This window comes from Nonomuraea sp. NPDC004186 (assembly GCF_053603495.1).
On the sequence record NZ_JBSGFQ010000093.1, the window covers coordinates 22386 to 39770 of the forward strand.

General features: G+C 73.4%; 11 protein-coding genes. 6 read left to right on the forward strand and 5 right to left on the reverse strand.

What is annotated here, in order from left to right:
• Positions 1 to 13 precede the first annotated feature (13 nt).
• Positions 14 to 1624, forward strand: a complete 1611-nt coding sequence (locus tag ACWEPL_RS48195) for an FAD-dependent monooxygenase (RefSeq protein ID WP_452440227.1) — start codon at positions 14 to 16, stop codon at positions 1622 to 1624.
• Here ACWEPL_RS48195 and ACWEPL_RS48200 read toward each other — a convergent pair.
• The 3 genes from ACWEPL_RS48200 to ACWEPL_RS48210 are packed head-to-tail and all read right to left on the reverse strand — an operon-like array spanning position 1621 to position 5796.
• The gene (locus ACWEPL_RS48200) at positions 1621 to 2883 is read right to left on the reverse strand and encodes a M20/M25/M40 family metallo-hydrolase (RefSeq protein ID WP_363964053.1); all 1263 of its coding nucleotides are present in this window, start codon (positions 2881 to 2883) and stop codon (positions 1621 to 1623) included. The genes ACWEPL_RS48195 and ACWEPL_RS48200 overlap by 4 nt on opposite strands.
• Positions 2880 to 4739 carry a prolyl oligopeptidase family serine peptidase gene (locus ACWEPL_RS48205; RefSeq protein WP_452440228.1) on the reverse strand — a complete coding sequence of 620 codons (1860 nt, stop codon included), beginning with the start codon at positions 4737 to 4739 and terminating at the stop codon, positions 2880 to 2882. The genes ACWEPL_RS48200 and ACWEPL_RS48205 overlap by 4 nt, the downstream gene beginning before the upstream one ends.
• 4 nt (positions 4740 to 4743) lie before the next feature.
• The gene (locus tag ACWEPL_RS48210) at positions 4744 to 5796 is read right to left on the reverse strand and encodes a C39 family peptidase (RefSeq protein ID WP_363964057.1); all 1053 of its coding nucleotides are present in this window, start codon (positions 5794 to 5796) and stop codon (positions 4744 to 4746) included.
• A gap of 93 nt (positions 5797 to 5889) precedes the next feature.
• On the opposite strand from ACWEPL_RS48210, the gene ACWEPL_RS48215 reads away from it, so the two are divergent.
• Positions 5890 to 7230, forward strand: a complete 1341-nt coding sequence (locus tag ACWEPL_RS48215) for an SWIM zinc finger family protein (RefSeq protein ID WP_452440229.1) — start codon at positions 5890 to 5892, stop codon at positions 7228 to 7230.
• Positions 7227 to 9947, forward strand: coding sequence for a hypothetical protein (locus ACWEPL_RS48220; protein ID WP_452440230.1), 2721 nt, complete (start codon positions 7227 to 7229; stop codon positions 9945 to 9947). The genes ACWEPL_RS48215 and ACWEPL_RS48220 overlap by 4 nt, the downstream gene beginning before the upstream one ends.
• 40 nt (positions 9948 to 9987) lie before the next feature.
• On the opposite strand, the gene ACWEPL_RS48225 is transcribed toward ACWEPL_RS48220, so the two are convergent.
• Positions 9988 to 11097 carry a DUF5925 domain-containing protein gene (locus ACWEPL_RS48225; protein ID WP_452440231.1) on the reverse strand — a complete coding sequence of 370 codons (1110 nt, stop codon included), beginning with the start codon at positions 11095 to 11097 and terminating at the stop codon, positions 9988 to 9990.
• A gap of 66 nt (positions 11098 to 11163) precedes the next feature.
• On the reverse strand, positions 11164 to 12618 hold the full coding sequence (locus tag ACWEPL_RS48230; RefSeq protein WP_452440232.1) for a serine/threonine-protein kinase: 1455 nt from the start codon (positions 12616 to 12618) through the stop codon (positions 11164 to 11166).
• A gap of 94 nt (positions 12619 to 12712) precedes the next feature.
• Here ACWEPL_RS48230 and ACWEPL_RS48235 point away from each other — a divergent pair, with 94 nt between their 5' ends.
• The 3 genes from ACWEPL_RS48235 (at position 12713) to ACWEPL_RS48245 (ending at position 17320) form a co-directional block, all read left to right on the forward strand.
• Entirely contained in the window at positions 12713 to 14578 is a 1866-nt protein-coding gene (locus tag ACWEPL_RS48235; RefSeq protein ID WP_363964067.1) for a CASTOR/POLLUX-related putative ion channel, read from the forward strand.
• An 18-nt stretch (positions 14579 to 14596) separates the two neighbouring features.
• Positions 14597 to 15535 carry an S-methyl-5-thioribose-1-phosphate isomerase gene (gene mtnA / locus ACWEPL_RS48240; RefSeq protein ID WP_363964069.1) on the forward strand — a complete coding sequence of 313 codons (939 nt, stop codon included), beginning with the start codon at positions 14597 to 14599 and terminating at the stop codon, positions 15533 to 15535.
• Positions 15536 to 15616: 81 nt separating this feature from the next.
• Positions 15617 to 17320 carry a peptidoglycan-binding protein gene (locus ACWEPL_RS48245; protein ID WP_452440234.1) on the forward strand — a complete coding sequence of 568 codons (1704 nt, stop codon included), beginning with the start codon at positions 15617 to 15619 and terminating at the stop codon, positions 17318 to 17320.
• Positions 17321 to 17385: the final 65 nt, after the last annotated feature.

A 17385-nucleotide genomic window follows, 5' to 3' on the forward strand; every position in this document is an offset into this window, starting at 1 on the left:
TAGAGGAGCGGAGATGACCGACGTGATCATCGTCGGCGGCGGGCCGGTCGGGCTGCTGCTGGCATGCGAGCTCAAGCTGGGTGGGGCCGACCCGCTGGTCCTGGAGGCGGCCACGGGCGAGGAGCGCCGGACGCGCAGCCTCGGCCTGCGCTCGCTCAACGCGCGCACCGTGCAGTCGCTGGCCCTGCGCGACCTGGTCGAGCCGGTGGCGGGGGAGCAGTGGGCGATGCTCGACGAGCTGGCCGCGCGCCGCGAGCCCGCCGGGGCCGACCTGGTCGCCATGATGGTGGAGCTGCTCCAGGAGGGCCTGATCAGGGGGCACTTCGGCGGGCTGCCGCTGCTGAGCGAGGCCGGAGACGCCGAATACCTCATGCTCAAACAGGACCGGCTGGAGGCCGTCCTGGCCGAGCGGGCCGCCGGCATGGGGGTGCGGATCTGGCAGGGGTGCGCGGTGAGCGACGTCGCGCAGGACGAGTCCGCCGCCGTCGCCACGCTCGCCGACGGGCGGTCGGTACGGGCCGCGTACCTCGTGGGGTGCGACGGCGGGCGGAGCCTGGTGCGCAAGCGGTCGGGGTTCGCGTTCGAGGGGACGCCGGCGACCATGACGGGGCGGACCGCCGTGGCCGAACTCGCCTCCGCCGAGGCCGTGACGTCGTCCCTGCGCCACCCCGGCGGCCTGGTGAACCTGTCGCTGGTGCCGGGGGAGATCGCCACCATCGAGTTCGACGGCGGGCCCGGTGACCGGGACGCGCCGATGACGGCCGAGGAGCTGGAGGACAGCCTGCGGCGGGTGACGGGGCACGACGTGGTGGTCAAGCGGCTGGAGACCGGCATCCGCTACAGCGACAACACCCGGCACGCGGGGACGTACCGCCAGGGGCGGGTGCTGCTGGCGGGGGACGCGGCGCACGTGCACTCGCCGATCGGCGGCCAGGGGCTCAACCTGGGGCTGCAGGACGCGGTCAACCTCGGGTGGAAGCTGGCCCTGGTGGCCCGGGGGCTCGCGCCCGAGGCGCTGCTGGACACCTACACCGCCGAACGGCACCCGGTGGCGGCCAGGGTGCTGCGCAACACCCGGGCCCAGGTGGCGCTGATGCGGCCGGGGCCGCAGGTGGAGGCGTTGCGGGAGGTGCTGGCGGAGGTGATCGAGCTGCCGGACGCCAAGCGGCACTTCACGGGGATGGCCGACGGGACGGAGACGGACTACGCGCCCGGCTCGGCGCACCCCCTCGTCGGGCGGTTCGCACCGCGCCTGGAGGCAGTCCCCTTCGCACGCCTGGAGGCGGTCCCGGAGCCGACTCCCGCGAAGGCTCGGACGGTCGCCGAGCTGCTGCGGGATGGGCGCGGCCTCGTGCTGGTCCTCTCAGACGCGACCGGCGAGGGCGCGGACGGAGAGAGCGGGGACGGAGAGGGGGCGCCCGGCGACGGCGGGCTCGACGCCGCCGTGGCGGGTCACCGCGACCGCGTGCGGGTGGCGCACGCTTCGACCATGCCCGGAGATGGGCCCGGCGACGGGGATGCGGAGGTGCTGCTGGTGCGGCCCGACGGCTATGTCGCGTGGGCGGGCGGGCGCGACGGGGTCGCCGACGCGCTCACCACGTGGTTCGGCCCGCCCAGGGGCTAGGCGAGGAGACGGGTGAGGACCCGGGTGCCGAATTCGAGCCCCTCCACCGGCACCCGCTCGTCCTTGCCGTGGAACATCCCGAAGTAGTCCAGGTCCGGCCGGAGCATGAGGGGCGCGAAGCCGTACCCCTTGATGCCGATCCGGGCGAAGGACTTGGCGTCCGTGCCGCCGGCCATCACGTACGGCACCGGCCGGGCGAGCGGGTCCTCGGCCACCAGCGCGCCCGCCAGCGTGTCGAAGAACGCCGACGGGTACGGCGCGTCGGGCGCGTCCTCCAGGTTGACGAACTCCCGGGTGATCTTCGGCCCGAGCAGCGCGTCGATCGTCTCCAGGAACTCCTCCTGCGACCCCGGCAGGTAACGCCCGTCCACGTGCGCCTCCGCCGTGGAGGGCACCACGTTCACCTTGTAGCCGGCGTCGAGCATCGTCGGGTTCGCCGAGTTGCGGATCTGGCTCTTGAACAGGCCGCCCAGCGGCCCGAGCCGGGCGGCCTCCTCGTCGAGGCGGTCGAGGTCGATCGGCCGGCCGATGATCTCCGACAGGCTCTGGATGAGGGCGGCCACCGGCGGCGTCAGGCGTACGGGCCACTGGTGGGAGGCCACCCGCGACAGGGCGTGCACCAGCGTGGCGACCGGGTTGTCCACCGGCGGGCGGGAGCCGTGCCCGGCCACGCCGTGCGCGGTGAGCTTCATCCAGGCGGTGCCGCGCTCGCCGACGGCGATCGGGTACACCCGGTGCTCGCCGGAGGCCACGCTGAAGCCGCCGGACTCGCTGATCGCCTCCGTGACGCCGTCGAACAGCTCCCGGTGCTCGGTGACGGCGTGCCGCGAGCCGTAGTCGCCGGTCGCCTCCTCATCCGCCAGGAACGCCAGCACCAGGTCACGCTTCGGGCGCACGCCGCGAGCGGCCAGGTCGAGCACGGTCGCGAGGGTCATCGAGCACGACCCCTTCATGTCGACCGCGCCGCGCCCGTACACGCAGCCGTCCACGATCTCCCCCGAGAACGGGTCCATCTGCCACTCGGCCGGGTCGGCGGGCACCACGTCCAGGTGGCCGTGGATCAGCAACGCGTCGGGGGAGTCGCCGTCGATCCTGGCCACGACGGTGGTCCGCTTCGGAGCCGACTCGAACACCACCGGCTCGATCCCCGCGTCGGCCAGCAGCGTGGCGACGTATTCGGCCGCCGGCCGCTCACCGGAGCCCGGGTTGGTGGTGTCGAACCTGATCAGATCCGAGCAGATCTCGGCAACGCTCTTCACGCTCTCCCCTTCAGTGTCAAAGGCGGCACCTCGGGAGTCTCCATGCCGAAGATCAACCCGTAGAAGGCCAGCTCGGCCTCCAGCACCGAGACGATAGTCTCCTCCCTGCGCCAGCCGTGCTGCTCGCCGGGGTAGGTGAGCAAGGCCCACTCTTTGCCATGTTTGTCCAGTTCGGCGGTGAATCGCTCGGCCTGGCTCACGTCCACGATCGCGTCCTCCAGGCCGTGCAGCATGAGGCACGGGCCCGAGGCGCGGTAGGCGCTCAGGAGCGGCGAGCGCTCGGTGTAGCGGTCGCGGGTCTCGGGCAGCGGGCCCACCAGTCCGTCCAGGTAGCGGGACTCGAAGTCGTGCGTCTCGGCCGCCCAGCTCTCCGGGTCGGTGATCGCGTAGTGCGCGACCCCGCCCGCGAACACGTCGCTGTGCACGAGCGCCGCCACCGTCGTCCAGCCTCCGGCGCTGCCGCCGCGGATGGCGATCTTCGCGGCGTCGGCCCGGCCCATCTCGACCAGGCCGCGCGCCACCCTGGCGCAGTCCTGCACGTCCACCACGCCCCACTCGTGGCGCAGCCGCTCGCGGTAGGCGCGGCCGTACCCGGTCGATCCGCCGTAGTTGACCACGGCCACGCCGAGCCCTCTGCTGGTGAAGTACGCGATCTCCAGGTCGAGCACGACCGGGAGGTTGCCGGTCGGGCCGCCGTGCACGAAGATCACGTACGGGTTCGGGCCGCTCCGGCCGCCGGTCGGCGGGTAGAGGTGCGCGTGCACGCCCTCGATGGTCACGGCCTCGGGCGTGGGCAGCAGGTCGCGGTCCGGCAGCAGCTTGCGCGGCGACACGACCTCGTGGGTGCCGTCCGCGAGGTCGACGAGGGTGACCTCCAGCGGCGTGTACGGGGTCGCGCCCACGGCCGCCACCTTGCCGCCCGCGACCGACACGGTCGAGGACCAGTAGGTGGCCGTGCCGCCGATGTCCCTGATGTCGCCGGTCTTCGGGTTCAGCACGCCCAGGCGGCGCAGGTCCGGGGTGCCGTACACGACCGCGAGCTCGCCCGTGTCCGCGATGTCCAGGTACGTCATGCCCGGCTTCCACGCGGCGGCGCCGAACTCCTGCTCGACCGGGGTGAGGTTCGTGGCGGGGGAGCCGTCGAGGGGGACGAGGTGGACGTTCCACCAGCCGGTGGGGTCGGTCACGGCGTACAGGCTGCCGTCGTCGCGCCACTCGGCCTGGGCCACCGACTCCTCGGGGCCGCCGGCGACCACCCGGTACGCGCCCGCCGTGCCGTCCTCGCCCAGCGGGGCCACGCACAGCTCGGTGCCGTCCCAGGGCATGTTCGGGTGGTCCCAGCCGATCCAGGCGACGTGGCGGCCGTCGGGGGACAGGCGGGGGTTCATCAGGAAGTGCTGGGCTTTCACGATCACCGTGACCGGGCCGCCGTCCAGGGGCACCGCCACCAGATCCCGCACGCCGTCCGTCTCCCGGACCGCCCACACCTCGTCCAGGCCGGGCGGGAGGTAGAGGTCCGCGTAGCGGTACGGGCCCTCGGGGGTGATCGCCACCGGATCCGATCCCTCGAGGCGGTAGAGGCGCTGGTCGGCCCAGTTCGTGAAGACCAGGCCGCCGCCCGGGAGCGGGCGCCAGGAGCGCCCGCCGTACTCGATCACCCGGTTGCGCGCGTTCCAGCCCGGCGGCAGGGCGTCCACGCGGCTGCCGTCAGGGAGGCGGCGCACGACGCAGCGGCGCCCGCCCTCGGCCGGGCGTGGCTCGTCCCACCAGACCTCGACGCCGGAGGGCGTGGCCACCGCCTCCACCCACTGCGGGCCGCCGTCGGTACGGGCCACGTCGATCGGTCGAATGCTCATCAAGTCACCAATTGCCATTCGTACATGGAGGAAGTGGATGGTCAGGCGGGTGAAGGATGTACGCGATGCCCCCGCTGCCCGAGCTCCTGAGCCATACGTTCTCGAACGCTGCCCGCGGATAGACCCTTCGAACCGAGGCGTCATCGGGAGCCGCGGGATCGTTGACGACGATGTCGCCCTCGACGGTGAAACCGGTGACGACCAGGATGTGCCCGCTGGTGGAGTAGCAGGAGCCGGGCAGCTCGGCCGCCTTGAACGACTGCGACGTGATCACCGGGACGCCCGCCCGCACGAACGCCTCCAGCTCCACCGCCGACCGCAGCCGCGTCACGAACCCGGCCAGGCCGTAGCGCCCCGCGTACGCCACGTTGAACGGCCAGTTGCCGGTGCCCTGGTAGCTCTCGTCGTACGTGCCCATGGCCGCGTGATCCACGGACGGGGCCGGGTCGCCGCCCCCCACCCAGGCCAGCTCGGCCGGCCCGGGACCGCGGCCCCAATGGCCCAGCACCATGGCCACCGAGGTCGGGCCGCACCAGTTGACACCCCCGCCGTCCCACTGCGGGTGGTGCCCGGCGTGCGCGTGCTGGGAGTACGCGGGCACCGCCAGCTCCACCGCGCCCGCGGCGCCGAAGGGGCTCGGCTCGACCGGGCGGCGCGGCACGGCCGAGGCCATCACGCCCAGCCCGGTCACCCGCGCGTCCCCGCCGTGCGCCGCGACCCGCACCTGGTACGCCACGACCGGCCGCCGGGCCACGAAGGTGTCCACCGCCACGTCCCCGTCCTCGTCGCCCTGACCGGGCACCGAGGTGCGGGGGGTGCCGTGTTCCGACCAGCGGCCCATGACGTACCACTTGGTGAGATCGCCCCGCTCGGTCCTGGCCCGGAGCGTCACCTCGATCCACGAGCCCGGCGGGGTGCGCGCGGTCCACGAGGGGATGAGCTGGGTCGCCGCAAAGCCGATCCGCTGCTCCGCGCTCGCCCACGAGCCCGCCTGCGGCGAACCCGCGGGCACGGCGAAGCGGGTGAAGGCGACGCGGGCCAGGTCGACGGTGAGCATCAGCCATATTGTGGTTTCGCACCCCGTGTCACACATCGGATGGTTTACGTACCAGCCCCGTTTGTGTCGGTGGTGATCTCTATGGTTCGGGACATGACTCAGGCGGTACAGGCATATTCGTACGCGGGCCCCTCCACGCTCACCGACGGCAGGCTCGGTCTCTCGACCTCCGGTGGCACGGCGTTATCGGGGCCGCAGACGCACCCGCGCTTCTTCAGCGGGCTGCTCACCCACGCGGCTCCGGCCGCGGCCGGGCTGCTCGCGGTGGCGGACGTGGCGCTCGCCCGCTACCACCAGCCCAGGCCGGGCTGGACCCGCGACCCGGTGGTGACGTGTGACGGCGGGCGGCTGCGGTTCGAGTCGTTCTCGGCGTGCGGCGGCGTCTATGCCCGGCTCGACGTGCTGGAGCTCGACGGCGACGTGCTCGACCGGGGCACCACCAACGTCGACGTCAACGGCCCGCTGCGCGAGTCCCTGGCCAGGGTGGGCGGCAGGGATCCGCTCCACCTGGGCGTCGGCCCCGACGAGCTGACGGTCACCACGCTCGACGGCGCGGTCGTGGAGAAGAAGGTGCCGCTGCCGTCGCGGTGGCTGCGCGGGTTCGCGGAGGTGCAGGTGATCGCGTCCGGCTGGGACCTGCGGGCCGAGCTGGCCGGGCCGCACGCCGTGCGCTTCCTGCGCTCCCTGCCGAAGGGCGCCCGCTCCACCGTCTGGGCCGTCCCCTCGGGCCGCGACCTGCGCGTGGCCTCAGGGCCTGCGCGCGGCCCGAAAACCGGCGCGGTCTGCCTGTCGGGCGCCGGGCGGGTGGCCACGCTGCTGCCGCTGCTCAGGTTCGCCAAGGCACTGAGGGTGTACGGGCCCGCCGACGGCTCGTCCACGGCCAGTGCCTGGGAGCTGGAGCTGCCCGGCATGCGTTACACGCTGGCCGTCTCGCCCGAGCCGTGGCGCGGGTTCTCCGGCGAGGGGGCGGTGCTGTCCGACCTGGCCACCGACGAGGCCGCGGACGACGCCGACGTGGTGGGCATGCTGCTCAACTTCGAGCCCACGGTCGAGCTGGGGCTGCTCGCCGACCGTTCCGGGCTTCCGATCGAACGCGTACGCGCCGCGCTCACCCAGCTCGGCACGGCCGGGCGCGTCGGCTACGACCTGCACGAGGCGGCCCACTTCCACCGCGAGCTGCCCTACGACAGGGACCAGGTGGCGGAGCTCAACCCCCGGCTGACGGCCGCCCGCGCGCTGGTGGACTCCGGCGCCGTACGGCTGCTCGGGGAGACGGCCGAGGTGACCACCGACGGCGGGGTGCGGCGGGTGCGGATCGCCGACGGCGAGTGCACGTGCCCGTGGTGGTTCGACCACCAGGGCTCGCGGGGGCCGTGCAAGCACGTGCTGGCGGCCAGGATCGCCGCCCGCGTCGCCGTAGAGGTCGCTCCGTGACCGCATGGGAGACGGTGGTGGCGGCCATCGACACCGGGGACCCGCAGTGGGTCGCCGAACGCGTCCTCGCCCTGGGCGAGCGCGAACGCCGTGAGGTGGCCGCCCTGCTTCCCGCCCACGTCGCCGTGGCCGAGGAGCGGGCCTATGGCCGGGAGTTGGAGCGCGTCGCCAGGCGGGAGCGCGAGAGCGAGGCCGCCTGGCGCGAGCACGTGCGCCGGGCCGAGCGCGCCGGCCGCACCGTCCACGAGTACGAGCGCTGGGAGTGGAACACCCCCTGGAACCCGCCCTGGCCGCTCGAGCGCGAGGAGAACTGGGCCGACTCCCTGCGGGTCGCGGGCGCGGCCACCATCGGCGGCGCGGCGGCCGTCGTGGCCTGGCTCAACCGCCGCGAGTTCCAGGACCGCGGGGAGGCGAGTGGCGCCACCGCCGCGATCCTCGAACGCGTCCTGTCCGCCCGCCCGGCCGCGTGGCAGGAGGACTTCGCCACCCGCGCCGCGCTGCGGCTGCGCCCGGCGCCCCGCCGGCGCCGCCGCTCGGACGAGATGGACGCGCTCGTCCTGGCCATGCTGTGCCGCACCGGCGTGGTCCCGCCCGAGCACGACCCCCTCGTGGTGGCCTGGGTACGCCGGCCGCCCGTCCGCGAGGACCCGCTGCTCGACCACCTCCTTCCCCGGCTCTTCGAGGCGGAGGGCGTGGGCGCGGTGCTGCGGGGCGAGCGCGCGGAGCCGCTGACGCGCGGCACCTGGCTGGCCGCGCTCAAGAGGCTGGCCGGTCAGGGCCGCCGCGACCTGCTGCTCGACGGGTGCGTACGGCGGTTCCTGCGCGGTGGTGAGGCCGCCGACCTGCGCTTCTTCGTCCGCCTGCACGAGCTGCTCCAGCCGACCCCCGACGAGGTGAGCAAGCACGCCGCCGACTACCTGCGGCTGCTGCCCGCCGCGCCGGGGCCCGTCGCGGAGGTGGCGCTGCGCCACCTGCGCGGGCTCGACCACCTGGACCGCGCGGACGTGTCGGAGGCGGTGCGGGCGCTGCTGTTCAGGGCGGAGCGCAAGCTGGTGACGGCCGGGCTGACCTGGCTCGACGCCGTCGCCCGCGCCTGGCCGGGCGACCTCGACGAGCTGGCGCCCGCGCTGGGGTCGGCGTTCGCCTGCGAGTCCGCCGACGTGCAGGGGCGGGCGGTGCGGATCGCGGTCAAGCACGCCAAACGGTTCACGCCGGTGGGGGCGCAGGCCCTGCGTGACTCCTTCGGGCTGCTGCCGCACCAGCTCGGGGAGACCCTCGTGGCGGTGTTCGGCGGGGAGGCCGCCGAGGAGCCGCCGGAGCCCTTCACACCAGCCCCGCTGCCCGCGCCGCGCTTCGCCGAGGCGTTCCCCGGGCCGGTGACCGCGCCCGTGGAGCTGGGACCGTGCGGGGGCGGATGGGAGTCCGCCGAGCTGTGGCTGGCGGGCGTCGTGCGGCTGCTCCACGACGACCGGGACGGGCTCGTGGCGAGGCTGTCGGAGTGGCGGCTGGGCGCCCGCTCGCACGAACGGCCGTGGCTGGACGTCTGGCAATGGTGCGAGGAGATCGCCCGGCTGATCCTGACGGGCGGCTCCGCGGCTGACGGGCTGCCCCGGGGCGGCCCCCTGGGCGGTGCGGTGTCGGCGCCGCACCTGTTCCTGCTGCGGCGGTGGGCCGAGGTCCACTCGGCGCTCCAGGACGGCGTCCTTCCTCCGTACCTGCTGGCCGAGCCCACCGAGGGCACCGGGCACGTGGACGCCGGGGAGCTCGTGGCGCGGCTGGCGGGCTACGAGCGACGCGGTGCCGAGGCCCTGCCGGCGGACCTGCAGCAGGCGCTGCTGCGGCTGCCGCGCGAGGTGGCGCCCGAGGTGGTGGCGCGGGCGCGGCTGCTCACCTCGGAGGCGGGGCGGGCGGCGGCCCGGTGGATGGACGGCGGCCGCCCCGAGCCGGTCACGGAGGTCGGCTGGCTCGCCTCCGGGCGGCTGGACCCCGACGGCGAATACCGCGACGACCGGGATCCGGCCGACACCCGGACCCCCGATCTGGAGCCCAGGATCCGGGTGGCGCCGACCGGGCTGCCGCTGGTCGACGAGCTGTTCACCGAGCCCGGCCGGCGGCGGGCAGGGCAGGGCGGGCTGCTGCCGTGGTGGCCGTACGTGCTGCCGTCCCACCGGGAGGTGGTCGCGCAGCACTTCGTCCCGCACCTGATGTACGGGTGGCCGGTGGAGGGGGCGAGGCCGCCCGAGGCGTACGCCCTCGCGCTGGCCGACGGTCCGTGGGGCGAGGGGATGGCGCTCGTGGTGGCGTTCTTCCTGGCCGACCCGTCCTGGTCGAAGCTGCCCGTGGTGCGGGCGCGCCTGGTGGTGGACCTGGCGGCGCGCGGCGACGAGGACGCCGAAGGGATCGGCCGGCAGCTCGGACTCCTGCTGCGCAGGACGTGGTTCAAGCCCGGCCCGGTCCTCGAGACCCTGGAGAGCGCGGCCGAGCAAGGAGCGCAGTGGGAGGTGTGGCGGATCATGACCGGGTTCCTGCCGGTGTTCCTGCCGGGGCCGGAGGAACGGCCGCACACCCGGCACACGCAGGTGCTCGCGTTCGCGCTGCGCGCCGCCCGGTGGGCCGGAGCGCGGGGGCCGGTGCCCTGCGTGGCGGAGATCGCCGAGCGGCGGGCGTCGAACAACTTCGTCCGCGAGGCCCGCCGCCTGCACACCTACCTGACGTGACCGCCACGTGACCGCCTCTGGCCGGCGCGCCGGTCACCGGTCAGAGGTAGAGGCCCGTGGACTCGTCGCCCGGCTGCGGGGTGAACTCGCGGCCCGTGCGCAGGGCGTACAGCTGGGCCAGCGTCGCGCCCGACGCGCTCACCCCGTTGGCGGAGCCCAGCCAGGTGACGGCCTCGTCCTTGGTCAGCGGCCCGACCTCGACCTGCGCCAGGCAGCGGCCGGGGCGGACGACGGCCGGGTGGAGACGGGCGAGGTCCTCGTTGGTGGTGATCGCCACCAGGACGTCCCGCCCCTGGCCGAGCAGGCCGTCGGTCAGGTTGAGCAGGCGCGAGAGCCCCTGGCCCGCCTGGGCCTTGGCGCCCGAGCTGATCAGCTCGTCGCAGTCCTCCAGGACGAGCAGCCGCCAGCGCTGCGTGTCCTCGTCGGAGTCGTAGCCGACGGCCACCTCCATCAGGTAGCCCGGCTCGTTGAACAGCCGCTCGGGGTCGAGCACGCAGTCCACCTGGCACCAGTCGTGCCACTGCTTGGCCAGCGTGCGCAGCAGCGTGGTCTTGCCGGTGCCCGGCTCGCCGTGCAGCAGGATCAGGCGGCCGTTGACGTCGGCGGGGGTGATCGACATCAGCCGGTCGAGGGCGGGGCGGACCTTGGCCGAGTAGTTCTTGTTGATCTCGTCCCAGGGCTGGGCGGTGATCGGCTTCTCCGAGCGGGTGCCGCCGTGCATGCCGCGCCACCAGAAGCCCATCTCGACGTGGTCCACCTCCGGCATGGCCTCTTCGGCGCCCTCGATGCTCTGCGCGAGCACGCTCTTGGCCAGATCCTCGTCCACGGCCGTGACGCTGACGGTGGCCGTGCGGTTGCGGTGACGCACGACGCGCAGGGTCCAGCCCTCGCCGGCGATGAGCCGCGACTCCGAGCCGTCCTCGACCCGCGCCGTGCGCAGCAGGCGGCCGTCGGCCGGGCTCAGCGGGGCGTCAGGGCGCACGCGCTCCAGATTGGCAAGGCGGGACCACGGTTGCGCACCCGTCGCGAACGGCGACAGCGCCAAGGCGTCGATGACGTCGATCGCGGAGTCGGCATCGTCGATCCAGATGTTCATGGGGAGCTCTGAAGACTCCCGGCTGGGGAACGGCACCTCCCTCATCACAGACATAACGTTAATGATCCAGCGTCCAGCCGTCACATGTCGAAGGGTTTTGCGGAAAATTCGTGGTATCGGTTAGCTCTTGTTCAGAGTGCCGGTCTGGGTGACGATGCCGGGGCCGGGCTCGTCCCGCCAGGTGTAGGAGAGGGCGTCGCCCTGCCTGGCGAGCCAGACGGTGCCCGGGATGCAGCCGCCCTCCATCGCTTCCAGCGAGAACGTCAGCCGCGCCGCCTCCACCTGGGTCAGGATGATCATGCCGCGGCAGCTCGCGCCGGCGTCCTTCTCGCTCCACTGCGCGGTGGTCGCGCCCGGCTTCAGCACCACGGTGTTCTCGGCCCCGTCGGTGTCCATGGGGTTGGTGCTCTCCGTCCGGCCCGTCCACGTCCCCGCGTAGGCGGCGGGGATCTTGAGCTTCCCGCCGGAGGCGGTGGGCGTCGCGCTGCCCGCGGACGCCGTCGGGGTGGCCGGTGGGGTCGAGGGCGGGGTGGCCGGCGGGGTGGCCGAGGGGGAGCTGTCGTCCTGGTCCGCGAGCGGGGTCGGGGTGCTGTTCACGGAGAGGATCGTGACGACGGTCGCGGCGAGGGCGACCAGGCCCGCCAGCCCGCCGATGAGCACGCCCCGCGAGCGGGGGCGCCCCGTCCCCTGGGTGGTGATCGCGGCCTGGGGGCCAGGCCCCGTGCGAAGTCCCTCGGGTACGGCGGCGTCACGCGGGAGAGGGGCCGCCGGAGGGCCCTGCGGGGCGTTGGGGTTGACCAGGGACATCATCAGGTGCTGGGCCGTGGGCCGCCGCGACGGCTCCTTGGCCAGGCAGGACGCGATCACCCCGCGCAGGCGCGGCGGCAGCGGCGACAGGTCCGGCTCCGCGTGGAGCACCCGGTGCAGCACGGCGGGCACGGTGTCCGCGCCGAACGGGCTCGACCCCGTGGCCGCGAACAGCATCGACGAGGCCCACGCGAACACGTCGGAGGCGGGGGAGGCGGGCGAGCCGCTGATCTGCTCGGGGGCCAGGTAGGCGGGGGTGCCGATCAGGCCGGAGGTCATCGTGGCCGCCCCCTCGGCCCGGGCGATGCCGAAGTCCACCACCCTGGGCCCGTCGGGCCCGAGCAGCACGTTGGCCGGCTTGAAGTCGCGGTGCACGATCCCGGCCGCGTGGATGGCGGCCAGGGCGGTGGCCGTGCCGACCGCCAGGCGTTCGAGGTCGCCGCCGCGCAGCGGGCCGCGCTCGCGCACCCGGTCGGCCAGCGAGGGGCCGTCCACGAACTCGCTCACCACGAACGGCCGGGGCCCGTCGGCCGAGACGTCGAGGACCCGCGCGGTGCAGAAGGAGGCGATGCCCTCCAGCGCGTCCAGCTCGCGCGCCAGCCTGGCCCGCGTCTGCTGGTCGCCGGTGCTCAGCAGCTTGACCGCGACCGGTTCGCCGGCGGCGGTGTGGGCGAGATAGACCACGCCCTGCCCGCCCTCCCCGAGCCGGCCGGACAGGATGTACCCGCCCAGGGACGGCGGGTCGTCCGGTAGCAGGGGGCTCGCCATGGCCGATACGTTACCGGTCGCCATGCGCTTGTGAAGATCCACCGGTACCTTGGAGCGTTGGGCAAATCACACCTTAAGCGGAGGTATCGGGGAAGTGTCGAAGGCGACGTTCCGTGAAAGGGCGCGTTACTGGTTCGACAACACCATGTCCAGGGGAACCGCCTCGTTGATCGGCTGGCTGGCCGTGGTCTCGGTGGGGCTGATCGTGGTCGTGGCCGGGCTCACGCTCTGGCTGGCGCCGAACGAGCCCGACGGCGTGAACGGCCCCGGACATGTGCTCTGGATCGCGCTCATGCACGCGCTGAACCCGGGCAAGCTCGCCAGTGACAAGGGCTCGACCGCGTACATGGCCGTGATGTTCGCCGGGTCGATCGGCGGCCTGTTCATCGTCAGCATGCTCGTCGGCCTGCTGTCCAACGGGCTCAAGCAGAAGGTGGACCGCCTGCGCAGGGGACGCTCGCGGATCGTCGAGTCCGGCCACACGGTGGTGCTCGGCTGGTCGGACCAGGTGTTCACGATCGTGGCCGAGCTGGTCAAGGCGCACGCCAGCCAGAAGGGCTCGGTCATCGCCGTCCTGGCCGAACGCGACAAGCTGGCCATGGAGGACGACATCCGCGAGGCCGTCGGGGACCTCGGCAGGACCCGGCTGGTCTGCCGCACCGGGCGGCCCACGGAGCCGCGCGACCTCGCGATGATGAACCTGGCCACCGCCCGTTCCATCGTCGTGCTCTCGCCCGAGGGCGAGGACCCGGACGCGCACGTCATCAAGATCCTGCTCGCGCTGGCCAAGCGCCGCGGCGTCCACCCGCCGGTGGTCGCCGGGCTCACCTCCAGCCGCAACATCGCCGCCGCCCGCCTGGCCGGCGGCGAGGACGTGCACCTCGTCGACTCCGACGACACCGCCTCCCGGCTCATCGTGCAGTCCTCGCGCCAGTCGGGCATGTCCGTCGTCTGCATGGACCTGCTGAACTTCGACGGCGGCGAGATCTACCTGCGCACGCCCAAGAAGCTCATCGGGATCACGTACGGCGATGCGCTGCACGCGTACCAGACCGCCTCCGTCATCGGCCTGCGCCGGCCGACCGGCGTCGTGCTGAACCCGCCCATGGACACCGTCATCAAGGCCGACGACGAGGTCATCGTCATCGCCCACGACGACTCCCACATCCGCCTGGCCGCCGGCAAGCCGTCCATGGACGAGTCCGCCGTCGTCGAGGCGGAGGCGCCGCCCACCGAGCCCGAGCGCACGCTCCTGCTCAACTGGAACGGCCGGGCCGAGCAGATCGTCCGCTACCTCGACGGCTACGTGGCCCCCGGCTCGGTGCTGGAGATCGCCGCAGACCACCCCAAGGCCGGCACCGGCCTGGCGGGCCTGCGCCACCTCACCGTGAACGTCAAGGACTGCGACACCACCGACAGGTACGCGCTGGAGTCGCTCGGCGTCGGCCTCTTCCAGCACGTCATCGTGCTCTCCGACGACCGCTTCGCCGCCCACCACGCCGACACCCGCACGCTCATGACGCTGCTCCAGCTCCGCGACATGCAGAGCACGCTCGGCGAGCACTACTCGATCGTCAGCGAGATGCACGACGAGAACAACCGGGCCCTGGCCGAGGTCACCGAGGCCGACGACATCGTGATCAGCGACACCGTCATCGGCCTGCTGCTCGCCCAGCTCGCCGAGAACCGGCACCTGGCGGACGTGTTCGGCTACCTGTTCGACTCGCGCGGCTCGGAGATCTACCCCAGGCCCGCCGGCTCCTACGTCAAGACGGGGACGCGCGTGCACTTCTCCACGGTCGTGGAGTCGGCCAGGCGCAGGGGCGAGACCGCCATCGGCTACCGCAACGCCCTGGCGCGCAACGACCCGCCGCACTACGGCATCGTCCTCAACCCCGACAAGTCCGAGCCCATCGTCCTGAACAAAGGCGACTCGGTGATCGTCCTCGCCGAGCGGTAAAAACGTACAGTTTGCCGTGTGAGGACCATTGACTGGGTGGACGGCGCCGTCGAGCTCGTCGACCAGACACTGCTGCCCGACAAGTGCGTGACGCTGCGCATCCAGACCGTGGACGAACTGGTGGACGCCATCCGGCGGCTGGCCGTGCGCGGCGCGCCCGCGCTTGGCGTGGCGGGGGCGCTCGGCGTGGTGCTGGCCGACGGCGACCCGGCGCAGATCGCCAGGCTCCGCGCCGCCCGGCCCACCGCCGTCAACCTCGCGTGGGGCGTCGACCGGGCCGCCGCCCACCTGCGGGAAGGCCGCGCGTCCGTGCTCGCGGCCGCGCTGCGCGTGCGCGACGACGACATCGCCGCCTGCGTGGCCATGGGGGAGCGCGGGGCCGACCTGCTCGAAGGCGACCGGCTGCGGATCATGACCGTGTGCAACACCGGCGGGCTGGCCGCCGTCGAACGCGGCACCGCGCTCGGCGTCGTGCAGACGCTCCACGAGCGCGGGCGGCTGACCGAGGTGCTCGCGCTGGAGACCCGCCCGCTGCTGCAGGGCGCCCGGCTCACCACCTGGGAGCTGGCCAGGATGGGCGCGCCGCACCGGCTCATCGCCGACTCGGCGGGGCCGTACCTGCTGGCCAAGGGCGAGGTGGACGCGGTGCTCATCGGCGCCGACCGCATCGCCGCCAACGGCGACACCGCCAACAAGATCGGCTCGTACGCCCTCGCGCTCGGCGCGGAGCGCGCCGGGGTGCCGTTCGTGGTGGTCGCGCCCGAGTCCACCATCGACCAGAACACCCCCACCGGCGAGCACATCGAGATCGAGGACAGAGGGGCGGACGAGGTCGTGACGGTCAGAGGTGTACGCGTGGCGCCTGAGGGCACCCAGGCGTTGAACCCGGCCTTCGACGTGACGCCGCACGATCTCATCACCGCGATCGTGACGGACAAACGGGTGATCAGACCCTAGGTAAAATCACCCAACTTCAGGACCCGTCCGCATGCTCCGCGTTACGCTCGGTGGTCTCGACAGCGACTCTCGGAGCTCACCGTGGCCATCGACCTGGTGTTACGCAAAGACTGGAACGCCCGCTCGCCGCGCGGCGACTACACGCAGCTCGACTCCACCAAGGGAGTGAAGGTCCACTACACGGGCGGCAGGGTCGACCCCGGCATCGTCTCCGACCACAGCGGGTGCGTCTCGCTGGTGCGGTCGATCCAGGCGTTCCACATGGACGACAACGGCTGGATCGACATCGGCTACTGCGTCGACGAGGAGACCGAGCTCCTCACCCGGCAGGGCTGGAAGTCGTACCGGGACCTGCGCGCGGGCGACGTCGCGCTCACGCTCGACCACGACACGGGCATGTCCGAGTGGCAGCCCGTGCTGGAGGTGTGCGTGTTCCCCGCGATGGAGCGGGAGATGATCCGGATGGAGGGGCCCGCCCACTCCTCCCTGACCACCCCCCATCACCGCTGGCCCGTGGAGCGCCAGGCGGTGGAGGACACGCGGCGCCTCTGGGTGACCACCGAGACCATCGGTCACCGGGACCGCATCCCGGTCGCGGCGCCCTGCGCCGACCTGCCGGCCGAGGCGAAGTGGTCGGACGCCTTCGTGGAGCTGGTCGCGTGGTTCGCGGCCGAGGGCGCGTCGAGCGCGAGCGGGGTCGCGATCCACCGGTCGCGGCGGGACCCGGCCCATCTCATGCGCGTCCGCGCCGCGCTCCACGGGGCCTTCGGCCCTCCCGCCGCGGGCGCGTCCCGCTGGAGGGAGACGGTCAAGGGCGATCTCGTCGAGTTCCGGCTCCCGGCCGACGCCGGACGGCAGCTGGTCGAGGTGGCGCCCGGCAGGGTGCCGGGGTACGCATTCCTCCTGTCGCTGACCCGGGCCCAGCTCTCCCTGTTCCTGGAGACCTCCCTGACGGCGGGCGACGCCGGGCGCGACAGGCTCGCCCGCGAGGACCGGGCGGCGGCGGAGGCGTTCATGTTCGCCGCGCTGCTGTCGGGGTCGGGAGCGGCCATGAGCCGCCTGCCCGAGACGGGCATGTGGCTGACCACGATCCGGCGCCGGCACTCCGTCATGCCCCGGACGGCTCTGAGGATCCGGAGGGAGACCTACCGCGGCCGGATCTGGTGTCCCCGGACCGAGAACCAGAGCTGGCTGGCCCGCCGGGAGGGGACCGTCTACTTCACCGGCAACACCGTGGTCGCCTGCCCGCACCGCAAGGTGTTCGAGGGACGGGGTCTGCACCACCTGCCGGCCGCCAACGGCCCGGGGCTCAACGCCGGCCACTACGCGGTGCTGGGGCTCGTCGGCAACGCGGGGCTCGTCCAGCCGCCCGACGGGGTGCTGCACGCGATCCTGGACGCCGTCCAGTACCTGCGCGACAAGGGCCGCGCGGGCAAGGAGATCAAGGGGCACCGCGACGGCTACTCGACCGACTGCCCCGGCGACCCGCTCTACGACTGGATCCGGCGGGGCGCGCCCCGGCCGGGCGGGACCCCGCCCACGGAGCCGGCCGCGCCGCCGTTTCCCGGGCGGCTGCTGAAGTATCCGCCGGTCATGCACGGCGAGGACGTGCGCACCTGGCAGGCGCAGATGAAGAAGCGCGGCTTCGACCTGGCCGTGGACGGGGCGTACGGCTCCGGGTCGCGCGAGGTGTGCCGCAGGTTCCAGCGGCGGCAGGGCCTCGAGGACGACGGCGTCGTGGGCCCCCTGACGTGGCGGCTGACGTGGGAGGCGCCCGCGTCCTGAATCTGGGCCCTGAATTTTGGGCCCTGAATCTGGGGTGGACCGGGGTCGGCGACACACCGAGCCTG